This is a genomic window from Pseudomonas sp. AF32 (assembly GCF_022342325.2).
In the GTDB taxonomy this organism is placed as follows: domain Bacteria; phylum Pseudomonadota; class Gammaproteobacteria; order Pseudomonadales; family Pseudomonadaceae; genus Aquipseudomonas; species Aquipseudomonas uvaldensis.
On record NZ_RQJK02000019.1, the window covers coordinates 41,713 to 64,287 of the forward strand.

Annotated in this window: 24 protein-coding genes and 1 pseudogene; 11 read left to right on the top strand and 14 right to left on the bottom strand. The window is 58.0% G+C overall.

What is annotated here, in order from left to right; all coding sequences use genetic code 11:
* Positions 1–110 precede the first annotated feature (110 nt).
* Positions 111–473 (top strand): DUF6124 family protein, encoded by a 363-nt coding sequence (locus EGM97_RS18200; RefSeq protein WP_238963164.1) that lies wholly within the window; start codon positions 111–113, stop codon positions 471–473.
* A 119-nt stretch (positions 474–592) separates the two neighbouring features.
* On the opposite strand, the gene EGM97_RS18205 is transcribed toward EGM97_RS18200, so the two are convergent.
* Positions 593–781, bottom strand: a complete 189-nt coding sequence (locus EGM97_RS18205) for a hypothetical protein (protein ID WP_238963165.1) — start codon at positions 779–781, stop codon at positions 593–595.
* Between the two features lie 412 nt (positions 782–1,193).
* On the opposite strand from EGM97_RS18205, the gene EGM97_RS18210 reads away from it, so the two are divergent.
* Together EGM97_RS18210 and EGM97_RS18215 are read left to right on the top strand one after the other, a co-directional pair.
* A complete protein-coding gene (locus EGM97_RS18210; protein ID WP_238963166.1) occupies positions 1,194–2,831 on the top strand; it encodes a restriction endonuclease in 1,638 nt (545 codons plus the stop codon).
* A gap of 248 nt (positions 2,832–3,079) precedes the next feature.
* The gene (locus tag EGM97_RS18215) at positions 3,080–3,700 is read left to right on the top strand and encodes a hypothetical protein (protein WP_238963167.1); all 621 of its coding nucleotides are present in this window, start codon (positions 3,080–3,082) and stop codon (positions 3,698–3,700) included.
* Between the two features lie 159 nt (positions 3,701–3,859).
* Here the strand turns inward: EGM97_RS18215 and EGM97_RS18220 are convergent.
* Positions 3,860–5,022, bottom strand: a protein-coding gene (locus EGM97_RS18220) for an IS3 family transposase (RefSeq protein ID WP_477788831.1) whose coding sequence is annotated in 2 segments (ribosomal slippage) — positions 3,860–4,767 and positions 4,767–5,022 — 1,164 coding nt in all. Because the reading frame shifts where the segments join, the coding sequence is not laid out codon by codon here.
* Between the two features lie 64 nt (positions 5,023–5,086).
* Here EGM97_RS18220 and EGM97_RS18225 point away from each other — a divergent pair.
* Positions 5,087–5,431: pseudogene (locus tag EGM97_RS18225) on the top strand (NUDIX hydrolase); the annotation flags it as partial.
* A 45-nt stretch (positions 5,432–5,476) separates the two neighbouring features.
* Here the strand turns inward: EGM97_RS18225 and EGM97_RS18230 are convergent.
* The 3 genes from EGM97_RS18230 to EGM97_RS18240 all read right to left on the bottom strand — a co-directional run bounded on the left by EGM97_RS18230 (position 5,477) and on the right by EGM97_RS18240 (position 7,596).
* Positions 5,477–5,842: a DUF6124 family protein gene (locus EGM97_RS18230; RefSeq protein ID WP_238962415.1), complete on the bottom strand. Its 366-nt coding sequence runs from the start codon at positions 5,840–5,842 to the stop codon at positions 5,477–5,479.
* A gap of 426 nt (positions 5,843–6,268) precedes the next feature.
* Positions 6,269–7,048 (bottom strand): SDR family NAD(P)-dependent oxidoreductase, encoded by a 780-nt coding sequence (locus EGM97_RS18235; protein ID WP_238962414.1) that lies wholly within the window; start codon positions 7,046–7,048, stop codon positions 6,269–6,271.
* A 182-nt stretch (positions 7,049–7,230) separates the two neighbouring features.
* Positions 7,231–7,596, bottom strand: a complete 366-nt coding sequence (locus EGM97_RS18240; protein WP_477788833.1) for an ASCH domain-containing protein — start codon at positions 7,594–7,596, stop codon at positions 7,231–7,233.
* Positions 7,597–7,854: 258 nt separating this feature from the next.
* On the opposite strand from EGM97_RS18240, the gene EGM97_RS18245 reads away from it, so the two are divergent.
* Genes EGM97_RS18245 through EGM97_RS18255 form a run of 3 tightly spaced genes read left to right on the top strand, consistent with a single transcriptional unit; the run spans position 7,855 to position 9,060 of the window.
* Positions 7,855–8,217, top strand: coding sequence for a hypothetical protein (locus EGM97_RS18245; RefSeq protein ID WP_238962417.1), 363 nt, complete (start codon positions 7,855–7,857; stop codon positions 8,215–8,217).
* Positions 8,214–8,528 (top strand): type II toxin-antitoxin system RelE/ParE family toxin, encoded by a 315-nt coding sequence (locus EGM97_RS18250; RefSeq protein WP_238962413.1) that lies wholly within the window; start codon positions 8,214–8,216, stop codon positions 8,526–8,528. Before EGM97_RS18245 ends, EGM97_RS18250 begins: the two co-directional genes overlap by 4 nt.
* A gap of 1 nt (position 8,529) precedes the next feature.
* Complete coding sequence (locus tag EGM97_RS18255) at positions 8,530–9,060, top strand: addiction module antidote protein (protein ID WP_238962412.1); 531 nt, start codon at positions 8,530–8,532, stop codon at positions 9,058–9,060.
* 74 nt (positions 9,061–9,134) lie between these two features.
* Here EGM97_RS18255 and EGM97_RS18260 read toward each other — a convergent pair whose 3' ends face one another.
* The 6 genes from EGM97_RS18260 to EGM97_RS18285 form a co-directional block, all read right to left on the bottom strand.
* Positions 9,135–11,534: a TonB-dependent receptor gene (locus tag EGM97_RS18260; RefSeq protein WP_238962411.1), complete on the bottom strand. Its 2,400-nt coding sequence runs from the start codon at positions 11,532–11,534 to the stop codon at positions 9,135–9,137.
* 131 nt (positions 11,535–11,665) lie between these two features.
* Entirely contained in the window at positions 11,666–12,592 is a 927-nt protein-coding gene (locus EGM97_RS18265) for a FecR family protein (protein ID WP_238962410.1), read from the bottom strand.
* The gene (locus EGM97_RS18270) at positions 12,589–13,095 is read right to left on the bottom strand and encodes an RNA polymerase sigma factor (RefSeq protein WP_238962409.1); all 507 of its coding nucleotides are present in this window, start codon (positions 13,093–13,095) and stop codon (positions 12,589–12,591) included. The genes EGM97_RS18265 and EGM97_RS18270 overlap by 4 nt, the downstream gene beginning before the upstream one ends.
* A gap of 71 nt (positions 13,096–13,166) precedes the next feature.
* Positions 13,167–15,104: a M10 family metallopeptidase C-terminal domain-containing protein gene (locus tag EGM97_RS18275; protein WP_238962408.1), complete on the bottom strand. Its 1,938-nt coding sequence runs from the start codon at positions 15,102–15,104 to the stop codon at positions 13,167–13,169.
* A 366-nt stretch (positions 15,105–15,470) separates the two neighbouring features.
* Complete coding sequence (locus tag EGM97_RS18280) at positions 15,471–15,938, bottom strand: hypothetical protein (RefSeq protein WP_477788832.1); 468 nt, start codon at positions 15,936–15,938, stop codon at positions 15,471–15,473.
* A gap of 284 nt (positions 15,939–16,222) precedes the next feature.
* Positions 16,223–16,861, bottom strand: a complete 639-nt coding sequence (locus EGM97_RS18285) for a hypothetical protein (RefSeq protein WP_238962406.1) — start codon at positions 16,859–16,861, stop codon at positions 16,223–16,225.
* A 159-nt stretch (positions 16,862–17,020) separates the two neighbouring features.
* Between EGM97_RS18285 and EGM97_RS18290 the strand changes: the two genes are divergently transcribed.
* From EGM97_RS18290 to EGM97_RS18300, 3 genes are all read left to right on the top strand, one after another.
* The gene (locus EGM97_RS18290) at positions 17,021–17,728 is read left to right on the top strand and encodes a phytanoyl-CoA dioxygenase family protein (RefSeq protein WP_238962405.1); all 708 of its coding nucleotides are present in this window, start codon (positions 17,021–17,023) and stop codon (positions 17,726–17,728) included.
* Positions 17,729–17,802: 74 nt separating this feature from the next.
* Positions 17,803–18,603 carry a DUF6630 family protein gene (locus EGM97_RS18295; RefSeq protein ID WP_238962404.1) on the top strand — a complete coding sequence of 267 codons (801 nt, stop codon included), beginning with the start codon at positions 17,803–17,805 and terminating at the stop codon, positions 18,601–18,603.
* A gap of 240 nt (positions 18,604–18,843) precedes the next feature.
* Positions 18,844–19,797, top strand: a complete 954-nt coding sequence (locus EGM97_RS18300; RefSeq protein WP_238962403.1) for an alpha/beta fold hydrolase — start codon at positions 18,844–18,846, stop codon at positions 19,795–19,797.
* A 125-nt stretch (positions 19,798–19,922) separates the two neighbouring features.
* On the opposite strand, the gene EGM97_RS18305 is transcribed toward EGM97_RS18300, so the two are convergent.
* Together EGM97_RS18305 and EGM97_RS18310 are read right to left on the bottom strand one after the other, a co-directional pair.
* Positions 19,923–20,315, bottom strand: a complete 393-nt coding sequence (locus tag EGM97_RS18305) for a GFA family protein (RefSeq protein ID WP_238962402.1) — start codon at positions 20,313–20,315, stop codon at positions 19,923–19,925.
* 87 nt (positions 20,316–20,402) lie between these two features.
* Positions 20,403–21,320 (bottom strand): LysR family transcriptional regulator, encoded by a 918-nt coding sequence (locus tag EGM97_RS18310; RefSeq protein WP_238962401.1) that lies wholly within the window; start codon positions 21,318–21,320, stop codon positions 20,403–20,405.
* A gap of 141 nt (positions 21,321–21,461) precedes the next feature.
* On the opposite strand from EGM97_RS18310, the gene EGM97_RS18315 reads away from it, so the two are divergent.
* The gene (locus tag EGM97_RS18315; RefSeq protein WP_238962400.1) at positions 21,462–21,866 is read left to right on the top strand and encodes a RidA family protein; all 405 of its coding nucleotides are present in this window, start codon (positions 21,462–21,464) and stop codon (positions 21,864–21,866) included.
* Positions 21,867–21,974: 108 nt separating this feature from the next.
* Here the strand turns inward: EGM97_RS18315 and EGM97_RS18320 are convergent, their stop codons facing one another.
* On the bottom strand, positions 21,975–22,454 hold the full coding sequence (locus tag EGM97_RS18320; RefSeq protein ID WP_238962399.1) for a VOC family protein: 480 nt from the start codon (positions 22,452–22,454) through the stop codon (positions 21,975–21,977).
* Between the last annotated feature and the right edge of the window lie 121 nt (positions 22,455–22,575).

Sequence of the window (22,575 nt, forward strand, 5' to 3'; positions counted from 1 at the left end):
GGCGCCTTCGGGCGCGCCGGTTTGGTGTGTCACCGGTCTACTAACTTGCGCACAGCCGCCTCCATTCCGTTTAGTAGCGGGATGGTGCGGCCCTTACGAGGATCACACCAATGTTCAAAGCTACTCCGAATCCCCCAGAAGCAGCCCCCATAGCACAATCCGCAAAATCCAAAGCCAAGCAGCAAGACGAAACCACCAAACGCGTGCTGGACCACTACTTGCTGCCGAAGCCGGATCAATCCACAGACAAACCGAAACCGGGGCAGATTTTCACCGTTGTGAAAGGCCTCGATAACGAGTGCATGCTCGCTAACCTCAATGAAACGCTGGCTTCAGCCGATGCCATGGTGACTGATCTGGCGTTTGACCTGGATGGCTCGCGACGCCATTTGGCGATGGGGATTCAACAGTTGATTGAGCTGAGTTCGTTGTTGGCGAATCAGGTGTTGGATAACGTAGATCCGCGACAATAGTATTTATCGCCCAACAAAATACCCGACGTCTTGCGTCGGGTTTCTCGTTTTTCACCCCTGGAAGCGGACGAATAGGCTCTAAATATCCTCAAATTCTTGAACCTTGCCCGGTATGACGTCTAAGGCTCGGGTGTCGTCTTCGGCTTGATCTGGACCTTCGCCGGGCCCTTGAAATCCGGAACTACCGCCTCCGGTTTAACCGCAGCCTCCGCCTCGCCCGTAACATCCGGAGCTGTCGCCCCCGGCTTGAGCTTAGCCTCCGCCATACCTTTAAAACCCACATCGACCTTCTTGTCTTTTGAGCTCATGACCCTGCACTCCCATGCAGTGAATGAACCTCGAACGTGACGGACTCGGCCCTATCTGACCACTGTAAGAACTGTCAGTTTTTTATACTGTTTTCGAACTCACCTGTTCCGCGATCTTCCATAAAGCCATAACCCCTTAAGGTCAATGCGAGCCTGCTCGTCATGAAATCAACACAGTCCCGTGGCGAGGGAGCTTGCTCCCGCTCAACTGCGCAGCAGCGAACGGGTGACCTCCAAATAAAAGCTCGTTCAGCAGCAATCTTACCCCACCTGACACACTGTCCTTTCTAGCAAGAGGCTGTAAGCGGACAGAAACTGTCACTTCAATTCGCACGCTGGCAGCTAAGTTCGAAGCGCTCGTGTCCACCGCCACTTCTTTTGATACCATCACGCCATCAGTAAGGAGGCAAGCATGGCCAATCGGAGTGGATTCGAAAAGGTGATCCGAGCAATTGCTCGGGAGACAGCCAAGCAGCAGCGGCTGAACGAGTCGGAACGTCGCGCTGCACTACGAGCCTCTGAACGTGCGGAACGTCAGCGGCTCAGAGCGCAGGCGATTCGTGAGCGTGACCAAGCACGATATGACCGCCAATCTGAGCGAGCCGCTAAACAAAACTACATAGAGTTTCGTGAGCAAGAAGTTCGTGACGGTAACGCAACCATTCGATCTTGGATAGATGGTTTACAATCCATCTTATCGTCAGCGCTGATGGTTGATGACACTGTAACATTCGACTCACTTCGTATCACAGACAATCCGCCGCCGTTCGCACCAGCAAAATCTTTAACAACCGTAATTGAAGGCCCAGCGCTGCAATTCTTTACCTCCAAAGTTGCTCCCTTGCCTTGGTATCTCTCACTGATACCAAAGTTTAAAGTAAGGCATGCCGATCAGATGAGAGCCGCTAAGGAAAGATTTAAATTAAGCGAGGAAGAGCATAAGGCCCAGGAAGCACAGCGTCTACAAATGCTGAAGAGCGCGCGAGGGACCTATGAGCGTGGTGTGTCGGCGTTCCTTGAGAAAAAAGCGCTCCGGGACTCTGAAGTCGATGCCTTCCGCTACTCGTATTATGAAGGAGACTCCGAATCAATTGTTGCTTATTGCAGCATGGTCTTGGAGAAGTCCGATTATCCAGAAGGGTTCCCGCAAAATTTCTCATTGGCGTTCCTGCCTGAATCGAAACAGCTTGTAGTGGAATACGAGTTACCCACCTCGGATATAATTCCTGAGGTAGCCGAGTATCGTTACATAAAATCGAAAGACGAGGTCTCCGCTAAACAGCGCAAGCCAGCTGAGATCAAATTTTTATATGCCGACCTTATCGCAAGTCTCGCACTCAGGTGCCTTCATGAGCTTTTCGAGGCAGACCAAGGAGAATTCATAGAGGTCTGCTGTTTCAACGGTTATGTGAACACTATTGATCCCGCAACTGGCCGGGGGGTGCAACCTCATCTCGTGTCTGTGCGCACCACGCGTGAAACGTTTATGGAGATCGATCTAACGCGCGTGGATCGTGCTGTGTGTTTACGAAACCTCGGTGCACATGTCTCACGGTCCCCAAGCGAAGCGCAACCGGTTAGACCAATTATTGAATTCAACATGATCGATAAGCGTTTTGTGGATCAGCAGGATCTGGCCTCAAATCTCAGTTCAGCAACAAATTTAATGGATCTCAACCCCTATGAGTTTGAAGCACTGGTGGCAAATCTATTCGGAAAAATGGGATTAGAGTCGAAACTAACCAGGTCATCGCGTGACGGAGGAGTCGATTGCATTGCTTACGATTCTCGTCCTGTATTAGGCGGCAAGGTAGTTATCCAAGCAAAGCGCTACAAGCACACAGTTGGCGTTTCAGCAGTCAGGGACCTTTATGGAACCATGATGAATGAGGGCGCCAATAAGGGAATTTTGGTCACAACAAGCGGCTATGGCCCCGACGCGTTTGAGTTCGCGAAGGACAAGCCCATCGAACTCATCGAGGGCGGCGGGCTGCTTTTCCTCCTCCAAGAGATTGGCATTGAAGCGCGAATTTTGATGCCCATGGAGTGACCTAGCCGAAACACCTGTATTTAAGAGAAAGGATTTGGTCCTAGACTTCTGTGCGTCGCCGAGGGCGCAGTACCAAACGCATGCCTCCAATTAAAGGAGACAGGACGGAAATGGGACGGACGGAAATCGGAAATGGGGACAGATCTATTTTCTGAAAATAGATTTGTCCCCATTTTTATTCGCTTTGTGCACTGGGACGGTCAAAAACCTGCCCCTTAACCAAACTTTATATGCCATGGAGATACCGAATGGAGCCGCTATTCCTAACTGGCAACAGAACGTCACTGTATCCACAGACAGCAAGAAAAATAGAGCTTCTCGACAATGCTATTTTTGAAAGAATCCAAAAGTGGCGAATGTTTCCTGCGCTATGGGAGCTAGAAACAGAAGATTTCTATGGAAAGAAAATATCGTACAGAGGTATAAAATATTCCGGATCTCCTGAAATGGTATTCTGGGGTTATTTTCAGCCATTTTTTAACCATGAAATACCAAAGGCACTTTCCGAGATAGAGAAAGAGTGTGCTAATAAAAACCTTCCCTCTGAAGAATTTTTAACGGAAGCCGCTGACCTTCTAAAAATTATGGTTAGCCGTTTATGGAAAGAAATAGCTATAACGCATCAAGTTCTAAAAGGGGACGGATTCCCTAAAGATGAAGATTTACGTGACATGTCTGACATGATCAGCGCAGCTAAAGAAAAAATTGACTCTGAGGTAGCAGCTCTACTCCTCAGAGGTACACCAGCACATCAAGAAAAACACTCATCTCCAGATGACATACTAGAAATAAAACCTAACTTTATGGGCGTCGGCATTAATTTTAATGCGTTAGCTCGCTGGGCAAGACATAAGTGGGGAGGAATATAACAAATTGGTTCAAGTCGCTCGCTTCGCTCAATCGGGACCGGTTAATGCCGGCCCCTTAACCAAACCTTAGATTTAATCATGGGTACGAAGAAAGGAATACGACGAGAATAAGGGGACGGATTTAATTTCGGCTTTCGGGCCGCAGCGGGCCTGTAGTGGTCAACTAATCCCGGACACGACGTTAAGTTTTTTCTCGGCCTGAGCTGGGGCCAGTCCATTGTTGAATTGGTGCGGTCTAATCCAGTTGTACCGATGCATCAGGTAATGACTGATGTCTCGGTGCGCTTCTTGAACCGTCATGTAGCCCACGGTCGGTACCCATTCAGTTTTCAAACTGCGAAACACACGCTCCATCGGCGCATTATCCCAACAGTTTCCACGACGGCTCATGCTCTGACGCATGCGGTAACGCCAGAGCCGTTGGCGAAAGTGGCGACTGCCATATTGCGACCCCTGATCCGAGTGGAACAGTAACCCTTGAGGTCTGCCACGCTGTTCGTAAGCCATGTCCAACGCTTTGATGACCAGCTCTGCATCCGGCTTGTTTGATAGCGCCCAACCCACAATCCGGCGTGCGTAGAGATCCAGAACGACAGCCAGGTAATGCCATTTCCCTTGAGCCCAGATGTAGGTGATGTCACCACACCAGACTTGATTGGGGGCCGGCACATCAAACTCTCGATTCAAGATGTTTGGAATATCAGGCCGCTCGACCGTCGCTTGTCTGTAGGCATGTGAGCCAGGCTGTTTGCTGACCAACTCCAGTTCCCGCATCAGGCCTCGCACCTTGAATCGTCCGATTTGCTCGCCATCTTCCTTCATCATCGACACGATGCTGCGGCTGCCAGCAGCGCTTCGACTCTGCATGAACAGCTCATTGACTCGACTGCGTAACCGAAGTCGTTCAGCGTCCGGAGCTCGACGTCTGAGGCGATGGGCGTAGTAGCACGAGCGAGTGATATCAAAGACCACGCAAAGCCAGTCAACCGGCTCTTGGGTGCTCAGTTGATCAATCAGCGCGTGCGCTCGTGCTCTTCCGACATTAAGAGCGCGGTAGCCTTTTTTAAAATGGACTTCTCCCGCTCAAGGCGAGCGATCCGGGCTTCCAACTCCTGGATCTTCTGTTGCTCGGGCGTCAGCGCCTTACTCTGCGGAGTAACGCCGTTACGCTCCTGCTGGAGTTGATTAACCCAGCGACGCAGCGCGGACTCGACCACCCCGAGCGAGCGGCTGGCTTCGATATGGCTATAGCCTTGATCGAGCACGAGGCCTGCGGCCTCGCGTTTGAATTCAGCGGAAAAGGAACGACGTTGCTTGGTCATCAGACACCTCTATCTGGCGAGCATTCTCGCCTAAATGGGTGTCCGGTTTCATTAGACCACTACATATCGCCCAATTGGCGGCGGCATTGAGTTCGGCGAACGGAGTATCGAAGCCATCGCCCGAGAAGTGCAGGAGGAACTGGCGCTTTCGATCAGTGATGTTCGATTGATCGGCACATTGGAAAGCATCTTCACCTACGCAGGCAAACCAGGGCACGAGATCGTCCAGGTCTACGATGCAAGGTTCGATGATGAAAGCGTCTATGAGCGCCCTTGGCTAGACGGCCATGAAAGCAATGGTGCTCCGTTCAGAGCCACGTGGTGCCTGGGTTCAAGCTTTACCACTGCGTCCCCACTCGTTCCTGAAGGACTATTCGAACTGCTCAAACAAGCTTCGTTGTTGGACTGAATGACAGTTGCGAGGGCGCAAGCGCCCCCACAACATGCCTGGCGACTACCCAGGCAACTGGTGGTTATCCAGCACCCGATTGACCGCCAACTCATCCAACATGATGACCCGTTGCAGCACCAGCATCGTTTGCCGTCGTGGGCCGTCCGTCAAGTCAGTGAGCTCGCTGACCAATACGCTGGCGGAAGCCAGGGATTCGCAGGCCTCGACGAGCAACGTTTCGTCATCCACCGCTGCGTCGATGGTGAAGATCGTGCTGGGCTTGCGGGGCGGTATCTGCGTTTTCGTCGCTCCGGGGTTCAGGTAGAAGTCGAGTGCGCGGTCTGCCGCCTCTTGTAGCTTCCTGGGATCAATAGAGGCGTCATAGGGTACCGAACCAATGTCCGGGGGGTTGGGAGTTACTTTGAACATATGTCTAATTCCGTAGGTTGGGCCGCAACCGTTCTCGACTAAAAGAGGGTGGCGGCTGTACGCAGGTTAGTCGACCGGTGGAATTAGCAAACCCGGCGCGCCCAAGGGCGCCCTGCGCACAACCACCATCAAGTACAGGAATAGAATGACCTGACTGAATGGCGCTGATGCACCTTACTAAAACCGACCGAGCGACTAAACCCGACCACTGATGGGCAGTGGCAGGTCAACGATAGAGGCCGGGGGTAAAGCGCACAAGCCGGCGGATTCTGACGCACGCGTAAGGAAGGACGCAAGGTGTCGTAGCCTTTAGGACGTAACGCCGAGTGTCCTTAAACGTACGCTCTCGAAGCATGTTTATTTGAACTAAACGTCCGCGGTGCTTTGCTGTTTTTTGGATTAGGCTGCCAGCAGCGCAACGGGTACTCAACGGGGACCTTTGTTCTCGGAGAGGCAGTTGCCCCCGTCGACCACCAGCAGCTCGCCGGTGATGTAGCTGGATTCCGGGGAGGCAAGAAACGCCACAGCGGCGGCGACCTCATCAGGTCGACCGGCGCGTCCGACTGGAACATACTGAGCTGCGGCCAGTTCCTCCGGTGTGCTGGATTGCGTCGCGATCCATCCGGGCGCAACAGCGTTCACAGTGATGCCGTAGGGCGCAACCTCCAGAGCAAGGCTCATGTTCATACCCACCATCCCGGCTTTCGCCGCTGCATAAGCTGCCTCGCCAGGATTACTGACACGGGTACCGGTTGTAGAACTGATGTGGACGATGCGCCCATACCGTCGACTCTGCATCCCCGGCAATACCGCGCGGGTCAGCAGAAACGCAGTGGTCAGATTACGGGCTATTGAAGTATTCCAGACATCGAGGCTCATACTGGCCACTTCTGAGAACGGCTCAGGGTCCCCCTGAATCGCCATGCCGGCGTTATTCACGAGGACATCGATTCGCCCCCATAGCGATTCAGCCCACGCCACCAACTCGACGACCTGAGCCTGATCCGTGAGATCTGCAGCGCGCCCTTTGACGTCATAACCTGCCGCGCTCAAGTCGGCGATACGGTCATGGATCCGTGCACTACTGCCGGTGATGATCAGCTTTGCGCCAAGATCTCCTAGCCGTCTCGCGATGGCGAGACCAATCCCATGTTCGCTGCCAGCCCCACTGACCAGCGCGACGTGACCACTCAAATCATTGAACATCGCCTGCCCCTTTGGCTTTACTGGCTGACAGTACAGCGTAGACGCTGGGCGACCTAGGCAATACGCAGAATCGGCCAGAAACGGTCATATAGCATGGTTGTGGGGCCCAAAATATATAAACGGATACGAAAGCTAACCCTGGCGCCAGAGCGGCGTCTGCGCGAACACAACGCGTTCTTGTTTCAGCGTTTGCCTGGAAGAAGAAAATCTACCTCGTAGATCCCCCTTGCCGCGCGAACAGTGGCAGGGAGTGCGACTGGCCTCACGTCACTCAGCTCCCATGCTAGCCAGCCGTTTTCAAAATAGCTTGCACAGGCTGCTTTCATGTCAGCCTGGACGAAGGGACGCACGACTTTCACGCGCACTATTGCGACAGCGATGCCGTCAGCGTCTTCGTCTCCATCGGTGTGGAGAAATCGCTTGTTTTCGATAATCAGAAGATCCTCAGCGGGATCTAAATCTGGATGCCAACGACGAACTTCAAGTGTTTTCTCGCCAGAAGCGATTCGACCGCCACTGGGTCGAACTATTGATAAGGCTTTGATGATTGTCTCCTAAAAGGCAGCGTACTGAAGTGCTTGTTGAGAACCCGTATCGATCTACAACCGAGAGCGTCCGCACCTGTCACTACATTTATCGCTTCGCTGAAAACCAGCTTGACCGACTGTTCCTACAACACCTGATAGCGTCGGTTCGTTTCCCCGTAGAACTCTCACAATTCCTACGCTCCACTCAGAATCCATCACCTTGTCCGTGCTGGAACCAGAATTTATAGTCCTTCCCGTCGCCTCAAAGGTTGATCAGGTTTGGCGATCTGCATATCGGATAAGCCCTTTACCCAAATGGAGCAATCCCAGGCAGAGCTACATCTCCATCACCGGCACCGACTGCCCCCGGCCTCTCCACTCATCGATACCCAAGCGCCGCTTGACGTCCTGCACCTAGCTGCCGATTACCGTATCCGCACGGTGACTCAAGTGCTGGAAAACATCGCGTTTTGCTCCGAGATCGCCAGCGACACGGTGCTGCTTTCGAACTGGGGCATACGAATAGCACCTACTGCCAGCCAGAGCGACACCATCAGCTCCATGTTCGATGAAAAGACCCATGATCTGCAGTCAATCTCCCACCTATCAAAAGTAGCCATATGGCTACAAATGAGACTATGATCGATAAGAAAATGTACGAGATCCACCAGACGCCCGATTTTGAGGACTGGCTTGACAGTGTGAAGGATGCTCAAGGAAAAGCGGCCATTTTGGCCCGCCTGGATCGCGCCCGAAATGGCAATTTTGGTGATTGCGAACCGGTTGGCGATGGGGTGAGCGAAATGCGTGTTTTTATCGGACCGGGGTACAGAATCTACTTTGTACGCTCGGGAATCGCAGAGTACTTGATGCTCAGCGGAAGCGATAAAACAGATCAACGACGAGGCGTTAAGAGAGCCAAACTGATTCTTGATGCCCTGAGAGGTAAATGACATGAGTGATAAATTCAACCCTGAGGATATGCCGGTCCTCAGCCTCGGCACTACCGGTACGACTCGTTACGAGGCTTCGCGCTTTCTCGATACCCCAGAAGCTATAGCGGCTTATTTGGCTGAAAGCATGAAAGCCGATGATACAGAGGGTCTTATTCATGCGTTGGCCGAGGTCGCAAAAGCTAAAGGTGTCAATAAGGTCGCCAAAGATGCCGGGGTTAATCGTGAAAGCCTTTATAAGGTGCTGAAATCTGGAGCAAAAACGCGGTTTGAAACTATCAGGAAATTGATGACCGCGATTGGCGTGGAACTCACGGTACAACCGATTACAACATTGGCGGTGGCGTCCAAAGCTGCGGCTCCAAAAGCTGGAAAACCACCGGTCGCTGCAGCAAAACCTGCAGCAAAATCCGCTGCGAGGAAATCAGCTGCGGTCAAGCCTGCCGCATCGGGAAGACTTCCAAGCCTGCCCGGTGCTGGCAATAACGAAAGAGGGACCGATAAGGGAACGGAGCTATTTTCAAGCAAATAATCAGTCCTTTTTTTAAAGTCGCTTTAGCGTGCTTCCACGCCGCTTGCGCCGGCACCTCTTCATCGCGAACATTTTCAGAAATCAACAGTAGCCGACACCTTCAGCGTACGCGGCGCCCCTTGGGTCAGATAACCACCGTTGGCCGAGGCCCAGTAGTTCTCGTCGGCGACATTCTCCAGCATCGCGTTGAAGGTCAGTGCGCGGCCATCCATCTTTGTTCGATAGCGCGCGCCCAGGTCGACGCGGGTCCAGGCGGGGATGCTGTATTCGTTGGCGCTGTCCACGAACTGGCCGCCAGTGCGTAGTAGCAGGCCGTTCACGCTCACTCCGGGCAAGCCGGGCACATCCCAGTCGGCGCCCAGATTGAACTGGAATTGCGGCACACCCACCGCCTGGTTTCCGTCATCGCGACCGCCAGCGGTGCCGCGCAGTTCGGCTTTGGTCCAGGTGGCGCCGCTCAGCAGGCGCAGGCCGTCCAGCGGCTCGCCGAACAGGCTCAGTTCCACGCCGCGATTGCGCTGCTCGGCATCCACTCGGTAGTAGCCGTCGCCGCCGAGCACGCCCTGCGGTTGCTCGATGCGGAACAGGCTGAGGCTGCCGCCGAAGGTGCCCCAGTCGAGCTTGGCGCCTACCTCAGTCTGCTTGGAGCGATAAGGCGCGAACATCTCGCCGTTGTTAATCGCGGCGACCGGCGCGGTGGGACCCTGTTGCAGAGACTCGACGCGATTGGCATAGAGCGACAGGTACTCGGTGGGCTTGATCACCAAGCCATAGGCCGGTGTGGTGATGCTTTCCTGATAGTTGGAGGTGCGGGCACCGCTGGCCGCGTTCCAGGCATCGGCGCCGATGGACTGGCGGCGCACGCCCAGGGTCAGCAGCGCGCGGTCGTCGAACAAGCCCAGGGTATCGGACACCGCCAGGCTACGGTTCTGCACCTTGGCGGTGGTGTCCGGGTCATGGATATCGCCGGAAACACTCGTGGCCGGCGGCTCGGCCACGGGCTGGCCCTCATACAGATTGCCGAAGCCGCGACTGCCCGCCGCGGTCGATTCGAAAGCGTTGCGCTTCTCTTGCCAGATGCCGTTGGCAGCCAGGTTGATGCGATGGCTGACCGGCCCGGTCGTGAGTTCGCCACGCAGCCCCGTTACGGCGCTGAGGGTCTCCTGGTCCAGCGGCGAATAGAGGCGGCCGATACGCGCATCGCCATTCGCGCCATAGACGTAGTTGGAGGCGTAGACACCGTTCTCCCGCGTGTATTTGCCGCCCGCGCTCAGGTAGGCGGTCCAGGTGGGCGACAGGTCGTATTCGGCGCTGAACATGCCATAGGTGTCTTCGAGCTGCGACCAGCTCCAGGGTTGCGCGTAGTTGTGGTCGGAGTCGGGTGCCGACGGCGTCTTGCCGCTGAGTCTGCTGGTAGGCCCGGTCGTGGTCAGGTAGACCACCGAGCGCCCTTCATTGACCCGTTGTTTCTGGTAACCGAGGTCCGCAGACAGGCGCAGACGGTCACCGCGGTAGTCCAGGCCGAGGGTGGCCAGGCTGAAGCGCGAGTGCTCATCGTCCACCGCTGTCTCGCCCTCGCGCTGGGCCAGGTTCACCCTGACGCCGAAGCGGTTGTCTTCGCCGAAGCGCTGGCCCAGGTCGAGGTGCCCACCTACCCGGCTGTCGCTGGCATAGTCCAGGGTGGCGCTGCGCGTGGGGGTGTCCTCGGCACGCTTGGAAACCACATTGATCGCCCCGCCGACACCGCTGCCCGACGGCGATACGCCATTGACAAAGGCGTTGGCGCCCTTGAACACCTCGACTCGCTCGACCGACTCGGTGGAGATGATCTGGCGCGGCAGAATTCCGTACAGCCCATTGAAGGCAATGTCATCGCTGAACAGCTGGAACCCGCGCACGACGAACACCTGGGAGAAGTTGCCGAAGCCGAACGACTGGCGTACGCCCGGATCGCTGGCCAGCACATCGGCCAGGGTCTGCGCCTGGCGTTTCTCGATCAGCTCGGAGGTGTAGCTGGAGAAGGCGAAGGGCACATCCTGCATGTCCTGGTTGCCCAGCACGCCGATGCGCGCACCCCGCGCCGCCTCCCCGCCGGCGTACTCGGCCGGCAGGTCGACACGGCCTTCGGCGATTCCATTGATGGTGGTTGAACCCAGCTCCAACACGCCCTGCTCGGGCAGCGGCATCAGCGTGAAGGTACCGTCATCGCCGCTCTGGAAGGTCAGGCCGCTGCCCTCCAACAACCGCTGCAGGCCGTCGACCACCGAATAATCGCCCTTGAGCGCTCGCGCCACGCCGCTGTCACGGGTCAGGCCGGCGTCATAGAGCAGACGCACGTCGGCCTGCTCGGCGAAATCGATGAGCGCGGCGTCGAGCCGCTGGGCAGGCACGTCGAGCTCGACGGCTTGCGTCTGTGCGGCAGTCATGGCCAGGGGGAGAACGGCTAGCGCCGCGAGGAAGGAGGTCGACCGCATGCTGATGTCCTTGGCTATCAATACGAAGAAGTCGCATTTGCAGCAACGGAAGACGAAGGCGGCGATGATTTCTGAACCATCGCCGCCCAAATATTTTCTGTTTTCTTGAAGGTCCAGGCGCGGCGCGGGTCTTAGCGGCGTGAGCTGACCAGAATCAACCCGGGCAGGCGCACCAGATCCACAGGCAAGGTGGTTTCCACGGCACTCAATACCGCCTGTGGATCGTCAAGGGCGAACACGCCGGTTACCTGTAGCTTGCGAGCGGCCTCATCGACAAACAGCACCCGCGCAGACTGGCTGCGCTCAAGCTCGGCGAACACTTGCTCCAGCGGCCGGTCACGGAAAATCAGTTTGCCGCGCTGCCAGCTCAAACGCTGGCGCGCATCCAATGCCTGCGGCGCCTGCAACTCCCCGCCGCGCCATTGCACCTGCTGCCCGCCGACCACCGGCAGCGGCTCGCGCCCCTCGCTGGAGGCCAGCACTCGGCCCTCGCTGACCGCAAGGTCGACACCGCCCTCCTCCAGACGCACATCAAAGCGCGTGCCGGTGACGCGTATGCGCGCCTCGCCGGCACTGACAATGAACGGTCGGGCCGGGTCATGGGCGACCTGGAAATCCGCCTCGCCACGGTACAGCCTGACCTCGCGACGACCGTCGACAAACTGCCAGTCCAGCGCCGTATCACCGTTGAGGGTCAACAGCGAACCATCGGCCAGACGCAACTCACGCACCTCGCCCGGCTGGGTGCTGATATCGGCATACAGGCCGATCCAGGTGCCGCGCGGCAGCCATAGGGCGAGCAACAGCATCGCGGCGCAGGCCAGCGGAGCCGCCCAAAGTCGACGGCGACGCATCACCCGAACTTGAGGCTGCTCCGCCGGGCGATCTATCTGGCCGAGCAACGACCACAGCCCTTCCACCTCACGCAACGCCTGCTCGTGTTCGGGCGCTGCCTCGCGCCAGGCTTGCGCGGCCTCGCGGTCGGCTGCGGTGGCGCGGCCAGAATGCAGCAGCACCTGCCATTGTCGGGCCTGATCGAGAAGCGAAGGATGAGTCACGGCTGCGGGTCCATCTGCTGCTGGCAGTGTTCGAGGGCCTTGAGGATATAGCGTCCGGCCATGCTTTCCGAGACCCCCAGGCGTTCGCCAATTTCACGCTGGGTCAGCCCGTCCAGGCGATTCCACAGCAATGCCTGACGCAGATGCGGTGGCAAGCCCTGGACTACGTGCTGCAGTCGCTCCAGGCGCTGGGCGTCGCTTGCTGCTCGCTCCGGGCCCGGCTGGGCACTGACCAATTCGATGGATATCTCTTCCTCGACGGGGCGCGATTTTTGCTGACGGCGGTAGTCAATGATCAGGTTGCGCGCGATGCGATAGAGGAACGCACGAAGATTGCCGATTTCCTCTGCGGACTCGCGCCGGCGAAAGCGCAGCCAAGTCTCCTGGCGCAGGTCGGCCGCCAGCTCTTCGCACTTCACCTGCCGGGTGAGGAAGCGCAGCAGCTCGCTCGAATGGCTCTCGAACTGGCCGTCGGCGGAATGAGGATCGGATGGCCTGGACACACAAGCGACTCAAGCGAGGAAGAAGCGCGAGAGTATATCAAATGATAATGACTTTCAATTAGTGAGATTCCTTACACCCAAAGGTCAGCCACTCCGATCAATTGAAAGACTTCATCTCCCGCAGGCTCGGCGAAGATGATGTCCAGGTTACGGTACCCCGAGTGGTCCCCTGCCAGGCTCAACTCGAACCGCGCCCCATTGGCGTCGGCTTCGTAGCTCTTCAAGTAGGTCAGGTTCTTGGCTTCATTGACCACCACGTCCAACGTGCCGTTGTAGCCATTTCCCAGCCGGGTAAAGCCTAGGGCGGACAAATCGATGGTGTCTTCACCCACCGTATAGTCAAGCAGCCGATCCGTGTGGTTTTCAGTGGCGGTACGGTAGCTATCGCTCAGTGCGTCGAAGCGGAACACATCGTTGTTACCGCCACCCGCCAGCAGGTCCCGGCCCTCTCCGCCAACCAATACATCATTCCCCAGCGCGCCATAGAGGCGGTCATCTCCCGCGAACCCTTCGATGATTTCGCCTCGGGCATTGCCCTGTAAACGGTCGGCCTCTTCGGTGCCCGTCAACCTGGCTTGCTGGAACAGGATGTTGGTTTCGTTCAGCGTTTGGCTCAAGTCACCGTCGAAGACCAATTCGAAGCGTTCCCCCTCCGCGTTGGCATCGAAACTCTTGAGGTAGGTCCGCGTCCCGCTTTCATCGACTCGTATCGCCAGCGTTCCGTCATGTCCATCGCCCAGCCCGAGGAAGCCCAGGGATGAGAGATCGATCGTATCGGTGTTGGGATCGAAGTCGGTGATTCGGTCGCTATGGGCCGCTGTTGCGGTTCGGTAGCTGTCTGCGACTGACTCGTAGCGGAACGTATCGGCCCCGACGCCGCCCGTCAGCAGGTCGCGACCTTGCTGGCCATCTAGCAGGTCGTCACCGGCCCCGCCAACGATGGCATCGTCGAACGAGGCGGTACCCAGCAAGAAGTCGTCATTGCGGCCACCGTCAAGGTGGTAATAGCCATCGTCGGGATTGCCAAAACTGTGGTCCAGGCTGCCGTCGGGGTTTAACTGAACCAGGGCGGCCAGATAACCGTCTGCGCTCGTACCTTGGCTCCCCCCAATCAACAGCCTGCCGTCGGCCAGCACGACCATGTCGGCTACTGCGAAAGGAGCACTTTGCGAGCCCCAACTCACCTGCCCCTGATGACCGAACCCGGTGTCGAGCGAGCCGTCGACGTTGAGTCGCATGACCGTCGCCACACCGCCCGAGGCACCCGCCAGCAGGATTTTGCCGTCATCCTGAATAACGAGGGCGTTTGCGTGAACGTCCAGGGCCAGGCTGCCACCATTGGCAAAACTGCTATCCAGGCTACCGTCCTGGTTGAGGCGGGTCAGGGTTTCTCGCCCGGTGACCAATACCTTCCCGTCTGCCTGCAGCGAAACGTCGATCGTGCCGCTGGGCTGAATGCCGACGGATGCTGGCAGGTGCAGGATCCCGCCCTCTGCGAAAGACGAGACCAAGGTCCCTGTCACGTCGAAGCGGGCGATGTAAATCTCCCCGGTGGGATACGCAGCGCTCGCGAAAAAGCTGCCGTCGCGCTGCACGGAGAACGATGCTTGCTGGCCTAGAGATTCATTCCAGTAGAACGGCACGGTCGCTGCTCCGCCGTTGCCGAAACTCGTATCGAGGCGGCCGTCAGCCAAGGTACGAGTTACGCCCGACACCCAGGCGTCGCCGACTTTCACGTATTGCGCCACCAGGTAGCCCCCTCCCGGCTGCACCGCGGCATTGCCGCCGTCCTCGATATCGAGCGACACGGGCAGGAGGGATTTACCGTCTGCGCTGTAGTTGCGGTCCAGGCTACCGTCGGCATTGAACCGGACCAGGCTGCCGGTGAAGCCTGAATCCTCTTCGCCGCCCAGGCCCAGGCGGCTGTAGGCGCCAAGCCAGATAGCACCGTCCGGATCGACCGTGATACCGCCGATTTTGTCCGAGCCCCATAAGGCCGTGGCTGCCATGCCCGTGTTCCCCACAGCCGAAGCGGCGGGCGAAGTGCTATGACTCATGTCCATGCCTCCGGTCGCAATTTGTCGCTCAAAACAATAGACACGGCTCGGTCTGGTTGCCAGTTACGGAGCGAAGAGAGGCTCTTGGGTGGCGCCCTACTTCGCTATTGACGCAACGGTTTCCGGCAACGGGGCACGGTGGGGCGAGGATGGCTGAAGTTTTAGACGTCTTGATATCACCACGGCGGATTGGTATCGGCTTGAACGGGGACTGGCACGGGCGGTGTCCGTGTGAATGGTCGCGGTCCTTCCATCAAGGACGGCTTTGGGTCGATATCTGCCGATCACAACCGGCGGCTTTCGACCGATTGCTGCGGCTCACGCAGTCGTTTCCCAAAAGAAATGGATGTACTCATCTTCATACTCCGCAAACAGCGAAACTATGAACTCCGTTTTCATTGAGTACATCAATAGAGCTCCAACAAAACCGGTCGACTCATGCAGTGGTTGTTTGAGTGGAGCGATCAAATCAATCGTCTGATTCGCAACCATCTGGTTGAAAGCAGTTTCCGAGATCTCCTCAAATTTAGCGCCGGAAACGTATGGCGCGAAATAACTTTCTCCTCCAGGCCGCCAATCGATCCATTCCGCAAAAAGCCAGAAGTTTAATCCGTTCTCGTCCTGCCGCTTGGGGACCCTGGTTACCCTGATGCACTCCTCAGATGAGCGCGTTCGAAAAGCGCTTTGCGGATAAACAGTGTAGTAGATACCGGGACAATGATTGTGTGCTGTCCAAAAAGTCAGTTGCTCATTGGAGAGCTGATCAAAGTCGCTTCTGTCGAACATGGAAGAACCTAATGCTGGCGTTGTGCCAAATGTAAGAGCGCCCGATAGTAGCAAATGCAGGAAGATTTTTTCGGGGACCGTCCGCTCTTGGCCGAAAACTGCCAAGAGTACCCAACTGCCTCCGCTCCACAGCAGGAGAGCCAAATTCCTAGGCAGCCTCATGCCAGGGAACGATGCAACCCCACTGCATCCCGCCAGTACAACGTCCTCTCATACTGGAAGGTAAGCAGCAAAAAGGATGGGCAACCTGAGCGATAGACTCAGCGGTTTTCTCCAGTCCATGCCTATTGCACAACTCCGTTATAAACCACCACCTCACCGCCCTCCTTCTTCACCAGCAACTTGTTCCCCTGCGCCTCAACCTCCACCAGTTCCGAGCAACCCTTGACCTCTTGCTTGCCATCGACCTGCTCGGCCTCGGTGTCGAAGCTGAAGACATAGGTGGACGCCGGGCAGGCATTGCCGCCCTCGCCGGTGGACACGACCACCACGTACCGGCTCGGACCAAATGTGTAGGCTCTTTCGATGGTCACATAGCCGGTGTATTCGGCCTGTTCGACGACCGATTCCATGACGTTGATCACACCGGCACGGGATCGGTAGTTCAGCGCGGTTCCCGGGCCCTGGGGCTGGGTCGTGAAGGGACCTGCACGGTCCGTATTGATGGGCAGCGGTTGGTAGGCTACGCCGGGCGGTGCCGACGGTGCGGCTTTAGGGGTGGCGGTGGTTTTTGCCACGGGGCTTTGTTGCGGCTGGGGGAGATCGCACAGGCCGTTCTTGCAGATGAAGTCGCCTTGGCAGTCAATGTCTTCCGTGCACTGGTTGGTTTCTTCGAAGGTGCTTTCTTCGACAATGCTTTCTTCGGCGTTGACATAGCCGGCGACAGCCAGTGCAAGGAGGGTGCAGGCAAACAGACGCTTCATCGATGAAGTCCTTTTCCGGATGGGGGCCTGATGATAACTGTCACACCACGCAATTGTCCTCTGATGCATGCGGTGATGTTGGATTTGCCGTGGCGGGTGGCCCGGCTCGGGTTTGAAGGCTAGCCTTGCCGAAACCCTCACACGGAAGTCGAGAAAACCATGACCGGCCGCGAACAGCTCCACCGCGATGGCTACGTACTGCTTCGTCAGGCGATCCCGAGCGGTTGGCTGGATGAGCTGCGGGCCGTGTTCGAGGCTGGGGTGAGGCCGTCGGAGCAGTGGCCGGTGCCGCGCAACATGGATTGGCGTTATTCGATGCTGGACGATGCGGCGACGGTTCAGGCGGTGTGTCGTTTGCCTCAGGTTCTGGCGGCAGCGGGTGAACTGATCGCGGAGCGATTCTTTCTTGCGCAGGTTGAGGGACGCGAGCCGCTGGCCGGTGGCGGTCACCAACCATTGCACCGGGACTTGTCAGCCCAGCGGCCCGGCGACGTCGCGGCTGCCCTGGCTTTTCTCGACGATTATGGCCCTTGGAACGGCGCGACTCGTCTCGTTCCAGGCAGCCATCGTCCGGGATCTGGCGAACCCGATTTCGACTTCACAGACGAGTCACGCTCCGTACAGCTTACGGGCTGCGCCGGTGACATTCTGGTGTTCAATGTGGACTTGGTGCATGCAGGCAGTCTGAACGCCCTTGGCGCACGCCGGCGCTCCCTGTTGATCAGTTATTTTGCCGAGCCGCTGTACGCCTCACATCTGGAGACCGCGGGCCTGCGAAACGTGCGCATGGACACCCGCGAGCGGTTCGAACCGTCGGACTTTGTCTTCGCAAGCCAGGCATTCAGCAACCCTGGCGCCTTGGTGTAGGATCTGCGCAGATCGGATAACGGCGCGCCTGCCCGGCGCACTATTCCCGCCCTCCTCCAGACGATCCTATCTTTATGAACTCAATCGATCTGCTGTCCTTTCAACGCATTACCACCGCTCACGGCGCGCTCGAAGGTGCGGCGTATTTCGACGCTGAAGAAAGTCTTGTCCACGACGTATTTCCGGACCGCATCCTGTTTCAGACCAACTACCTGGATCACACCAGCTACGAAGTCAGCCTCGCCGACGGCGCGGTACAGGTTCGCAAGACGCGGCTGGATAACTATCAGCGGGGCCATAAGGCGCAGGTGATCGATGATGAGATGGATGAAGAAGACTGGAGCGAGCTGGACAGTCTCTGGCAACGCTTGAGCCAGGACCTGAACACTCAGGATCAAGGGCCGCGCCCCGATCTGACCGATACGCTGGCCGACCTGTTCGATGGCCTGTTCGACGAGGAGCAGGCGCAAAGGCTCATTCAAGCCATCCCGGCCCCGACCGCACAATGGGATTGGGCCTGGACGCAAGTCGAGTCCGCGCTCACCCAGGCCAATCAGTTGGCTGAGTTCGAATGGAAGGAATGGGCATCCTGCGGCGTTCATGCGGTGAATGCCCTGGCGCCGCTACGGCAATTGGGCATCGAGATCGCGGTTCCTGATGCGAAAACCATCGCAGCCGTCAACAGCGCCAACGACTGGGAGCGAGCGCTTCTTCAGTACTTCAACACTCAATTGGACGAACATGACTTGAAACTGCTGGCCATCGGCACGCATTTCGATGAGCACCAGGCGTTTGCCTGCCTGCCCATGAACGGCCTGGGCCTGGTGAACGCGTTGGAGATCATGGGCCGGCTGGGCATCGTCCATAAATACTGAGCGTCTTGATGAAAATCTGCGGATAAACATTGTGTGGCGAGGTGATTTATCCCCTCGCCACAAGGCCGTTATCCGCTCCCCCATTCGCACGCAACCGAAGCGAAACGCAGCTATCCGATTTTCCCATAGTAGCTATCGATACCATGCAGTTCTCGGCGTCCGCCGCTCTCTCTAATCTGCCCACCAACGCGATCGATGACGGTCGCAGCAGATCAAACCACCCTTATGGAGAGAGAATCGATGAACACCTTCAACCGCACCCTGGCTATCGCCACACTCGCCCTCGCCACCCTCGGCGCTGAAGCCGCGACACCTGTCCAGGCCGGCGCGGCCGTGTCCGCCGTTGGCAGCGTGGTCCAGTCCGCCAGCTACATCACCACAAAGGATGGCGTGCAGCTGTATTACAAGGACTGGGGCCCACGCGATGGCCAAGTCGTTACCTTCAGCCACGGTTGGCCGCTGGACTCCGACAGCTGGGAAGCGCAGATGATGTTCCTCGCTTCCAAAGGCTACCGGGTCGTGGCCCACGACCGTCGCGGTCATGGTCGCTCCAGCCAGCCGTGGGAAGGCAACGACATGGATCACTACGCCGACGACCTGGCAGCAGTGATTGAAGCGCTGGATCTCAAGGACGTGACGCTGGTGGGCTTCTCGACGGGAGGCGGTGAAGTGGCTCGCTACATCGGTCGTCACGGGACCGCGCGGGTGAAGAAAGCCGTGCTGGTGTCCTCGGTTCCACCGTTGATGCTCAAGACCGACACCAACCCCGGCGGTCTGCCGATCACGGTGTTCGACGGCCTGCGCAAGGCGTCCCTGGAGAACCGTTCGCAGCTGTACCTGGACATCGCCTCGGGCCCGTTCTATGGCTACAACCGCAAGGGCGCCAAGCCATCCCAAGGTTTGATCCAGTCTTTCTGGGCGCAGGGCATGATGGGCGGCAGCAAGAACACCTATGACTCCATCGCGGCGTTTTCGGCCACCGACTTCCGCGGCGACCTGAAGAAGTTCGACGTGCCGACCCTGGTGATCCATGGCGACGATGATCAGATCGTGCCGATCGATGCCGCCGGACGGGCTTCGGCTGCGCTGATCAAGGGCGCTCGGTTGATCGTCTACCCAGGTGCACCTCATGGCTTGACCGAGACGCACAAGGACCGGTTGAATCAGGACCTGCTGAAGTTCCTCCAGGAATAAGGCAAGTCGTTGTTCGCACGAGCCCTTCACAGGAAGGGCTTTGGGGGGATCGGGCGATAAACGAATCGCCCGATCCCCTCACCCGTATCAGCGTGCGCAACGCGCCGACTGGCTCAAGTCCCTCTCTACTCCTCGACTCTCCCTTCGCCCTCACGATCACCCACGTAATGGCGCGCAAACGGAAACGGCGGCAACCAGGCTTCGCGACGCACCGTCCAGCATTCGTAGGTCGGCATCAACTGGTTGGGCGCATCCAGGATCCCCAGGTTCACCTCGACTTCGTCATCGGTACGGGCGAACACGGAGGAGCCGCATTGCGGGCAAAAATGCCGTCCGGCGTAATTCCGCGTCTCGCCCTCGATTTTCACCGCGTCCTGAGGAAACACCGCAGCCGCAAAGAACAGCGCCCCGTGATGCTTGCGACAGTCGAGGCAGTGACAAAGGCCCACCCGGTAAGGGCGGCCCGAAGCTTCGATGCGGACGTTGCCGCACAGGCAACCGCCAATGAATCGGTCCATGTTGGCTCTCCTCTGTAGCACGCATTTGCGATATCTACCTTCGACTGCCTTGTCCTGCTCTTGGTTTAGTTCACGAGTGCCCCAGCGCTATCGACCAGCAACCGGCGCATGCTGCGCCATCAGCTCGGCAACCCACTCGATGAACACCCTCAACCGCGCACTGATGTGCCGGTTGGGAGGATAGGCGATGTAGAGCGGCATCGGCTCGATGTGCCATGTTTCGAAAAGCGGCACCAACTCGCCTGTCGCTTCGTGGGGCCTGGACATGTACTTGGGGAGCCACAGTACACCCAGCCCCGCCAGCCCCGCCGCCAGGTAAGCGTTGCCGTCGTCGACCGCCAGGGCATAGCGCCCGTTGATGTAGAGACGTTCGTTGTCGTTGTACAGCGCATACGGCACGGGCCTGCCGGTGCGTGCCCAGAGGAACGCGACGATGCGATGCAGCGAGCCTTCGAGTTCGCGCGGATGTGCTGGCATGCCAAGGCGCGCCAGGTAGCTCGGCGCTGCGTAGACACCCAGGGCGAGATCGCCGATACGCCGGGCGATCAGCGATTGGTCGGCCAACTCGCCGCCTCGCACCACGCAGTCGACGTTCTCGTCGATGATGTCGACGATGCGATCGCTGACACCCAGGTCGATCTGGATGTCCGGGTATCGCTCGTAGAACGCCGGCAAGGCCGGTATCAGGATCAACGCCGCCAGCGGGCTCGGGACATCGACTCGCAAACGGCCCCGGGGCAATGCCTGGGCGCCGGACAGGCTGGTCTCGGCATCGTCCATGTCGGCCAGTAGACGAAGCACCCGCTCGTAATAGACAGCCCCCTGTGCGGTGACATTGACTTTGCGTGTGGTGCGGTTGAGCAACTTGACCCGCAACCGCGCCTCCAACTGTTGCACCAGTTGGGTTACGGTGGTCTTGCTCATGTGCAGGGTTTCCGCGGCCTTGGTGAAACTGCCCGCTTCCACCACGCGTGCGAACGCGCGCATCGCATCAAAACGGTCCATGCTGCCCCACGTATCGATCGGATTGTCTGGATTTCACAAACAGTGTTCGCCAAGCTTGCCCGTTTATCGTCCGGACACAAGCCCCTAGAGTGCCTTCATCGTTGATTTCGGGTCAGGTCCGACCTTTTGATGGAGGTATCTATGACACAGCGTGACGTTGTTTTCCCACCGGGACGCCAGGCGCTTTACGAGCGCAACCGCTACTCTCCGGCCGTGCGCTCCAATGGTTTTCTGTTCGTGTCGGGGCAAGTGGGCAGCTTGGAAGATGGTTCGCCGGAAGCCGACCTGCAAGCCCAGGTCCGGCGCGCCTTCAACAACCTGAACGCGATCCTGGCGGCCGCCGGTTGCTCCTTTGACGATGTGGTGGACGTGACCGTTTTCATGGTCGATCCACAGTCGACATTCGAGACGATATGGGAAGTGGTGCCTGAGTTCTGGGGCAGCGCGCCGCACCCGACGGTGACGGCGGTTGGCGTGACCTGGTTGTATGGGTTTCAGTTCGAGATCAAGGTGATCGCCAAAGTGCCTGAAGCCGCTCGGGGGTAAGTGGTTCGGCGCAGGCCAGCGTTGGCGCCATCGCGAGCAGGCTCGCTTCCACAAGGAATCGGCGGCGCCGGTGATATCGGTGGTCCCGTGGAGCCTGCTTCGAACGTGTCAGCCTTTGACCGCCGCCTCGATCGTCGCGATATCGATCCTGGTCATCTGCATCATGGCTTCGAACGCACGCTTGGCGGCGGCCCGGTCGGGGCTGGCGATCGCGTTGCTCAAGACTCGCGGCGTGATCTGCCACGACAGCCCCCATTTATCCTTGCACCAGCCGCAGGCACTTTCCTGGCCGCCGTTGTCGACAATGGCGTTCCACAAACGGTCCGTTTCGGCCTGGTCGTCGGTGGCGACCTGGAACGAAAAGGACTCGTTGTGCTTGAACACCGGGCCGCCGTTGAGCCCGAGACAAGGGATGCCCATCACCGTGAATTCAACCGTCAGCACATCGCCCTCCTTGCCCGACGGATAGTCGCCCGGGGCGTGATGCACGGCGTCGACCGTGCTGTCCGGGAACGTCGCGGCGTAAAACCTGGCAGCGTCCAGCGCGGCGTATTCGTACCAGAGGCAGATCCTGTTCTTGTTATTCATCCGGGTTCTCCAAACGGTCGGGTCCGTGCAGTCCAGCTCGATGCAGTCCAGCTCGATGCAGTCTAGCAGCGCTGTTTTCCTGCCCTCGACGATGTGATGAACGGCCCTCTACATCCGATCA

Coding starts and splice junctions, on each gene's coding strand:
- EGM97_RS18200 (WP_238963164.1), top strand. CDS start 111: ATGTTCAAAGCTACTCCGAATCCCCCAGAAGCAGCCCCCATAGCACAA.
- EGM97_RS18205 (WP_238963165.1), bottom strand. CDS start 781: ATGAGCTCAAAAGACAAGAAGGTCGATGTGGGTTTTAAAGGTATGGCG.
- EGM97_RS18210 (WP_238963166.1), top strand. CDS start 1,194: ATGGCCAATCGGAGTGGATTCGAAAAGGTGATCCGAGCAATTGCTCGG.
- EGM97_RS18215 (WP_238963167.1), top strand. CDS start 3,080: ATGGAGCCGCTATTCCTAACTGGCAACAGAACGTCACTGTATCCACAG.
- EGM97_RS18230 (WP_238962415.1), bottom strand. CDS start 5,842: ATGTTCAAAGTAACTCCCAACCCCCCGGACATTGGTTCGGTACCCTAT.
- EGM97_RS18235 (WP_238962414.1), bottom strand. CDS start 7,048: ATGTTCAATGATTTGAGTGGTCACGTCGCGCTGGTCAGTGGGGCTGGC.
- EGM97_RS18250 (WP_238962413.1), top strand. CDS start 8,214: ATGATCGATAAGAAAATGTACGAGATCCACCAGACGCCCGATTTTGAG.
- EGM97_RS18255 (WP_238962412.1), top strand. CDS start 8,530: ATGAGTGATAAATTCAACCCTGAGGATATGCCGGTCCTCAGCCTCGGC.
- EGM97_RS18260 (WP_238962411.1), bottom strand. CDS start 11,534: ATGCGGTCGACCTCCTTCCTCGCGGCGCTAGCCGTTCTCCCCCTGGCC.
- EGM97_RS18275 (WP_238962408.1), bottom strand. CDS start 15,104: ATGGCAGCCACGGCCTTATGGGGCTCGGACAAAATCGGCGGTATCACG.
- EGM97_RS18280 (WP_477788832.1), bottom strand. CDS start 15,938: ATGTTCGACAGAAGCGACTTTGATCAGCTCTCCAATGAGCAACTGACT.
- EGM97_RS18285 (WP_238962406.1), bottom strand. CDS start 16,861: ATGAAGCGTCTGTTTGCCTGCACCCTCCTTGCACTGGCTGTCGCCGGC.
- EGM97_RS18290 (WP_238962405.1), top strand. CDS start 17,021: ATGACCGGCCGCGAACAGCTCCACCGCGATGGCTACGTACTGCTTCGT.
- EGM97_RS18295 (WP_238962404.1), top strand. CDS start 17,803: ATGAACTCAATCGATCTGCTGTCCTTTCAACGCATTACCACCGCTCAC.
- EGM97_RS18300 (WP_238962403.1), top strand. CDS start 18,844: ATGAACACCTTCAACCGCACCCTGGCTATCGCCACACTCGCCCTCGCC.
- EGM97_RS18305 (WP_238962402.1), bottom strand. CDS start 20,315: ATGGACCGATTCATTGGCGGTTGCCTGTGCGGCAACGTCCGCATCGAA.
- EGM97_RS18310 (WP_238962401.1), bottom strand. CDS start 21,320: ATGGACCGTTTTGATGCGATGCGCGCGTTCGCACGCGTGGTGGAAGCG.
- EGM97_RS18315 (WP_238962400.1), top strand. CDS start 21,462: ATGACACAGCGTGACGTTGTTTTCCCACCGGGACGCCAGGCGCTTTAC.
- EGM97_RS18320 (WP_238962399.1), bottom strand. CDS start 22,454: ATGAATAACAAGAACAGGATCTGCCTCTGGTACGAATACGCCGCGCTG.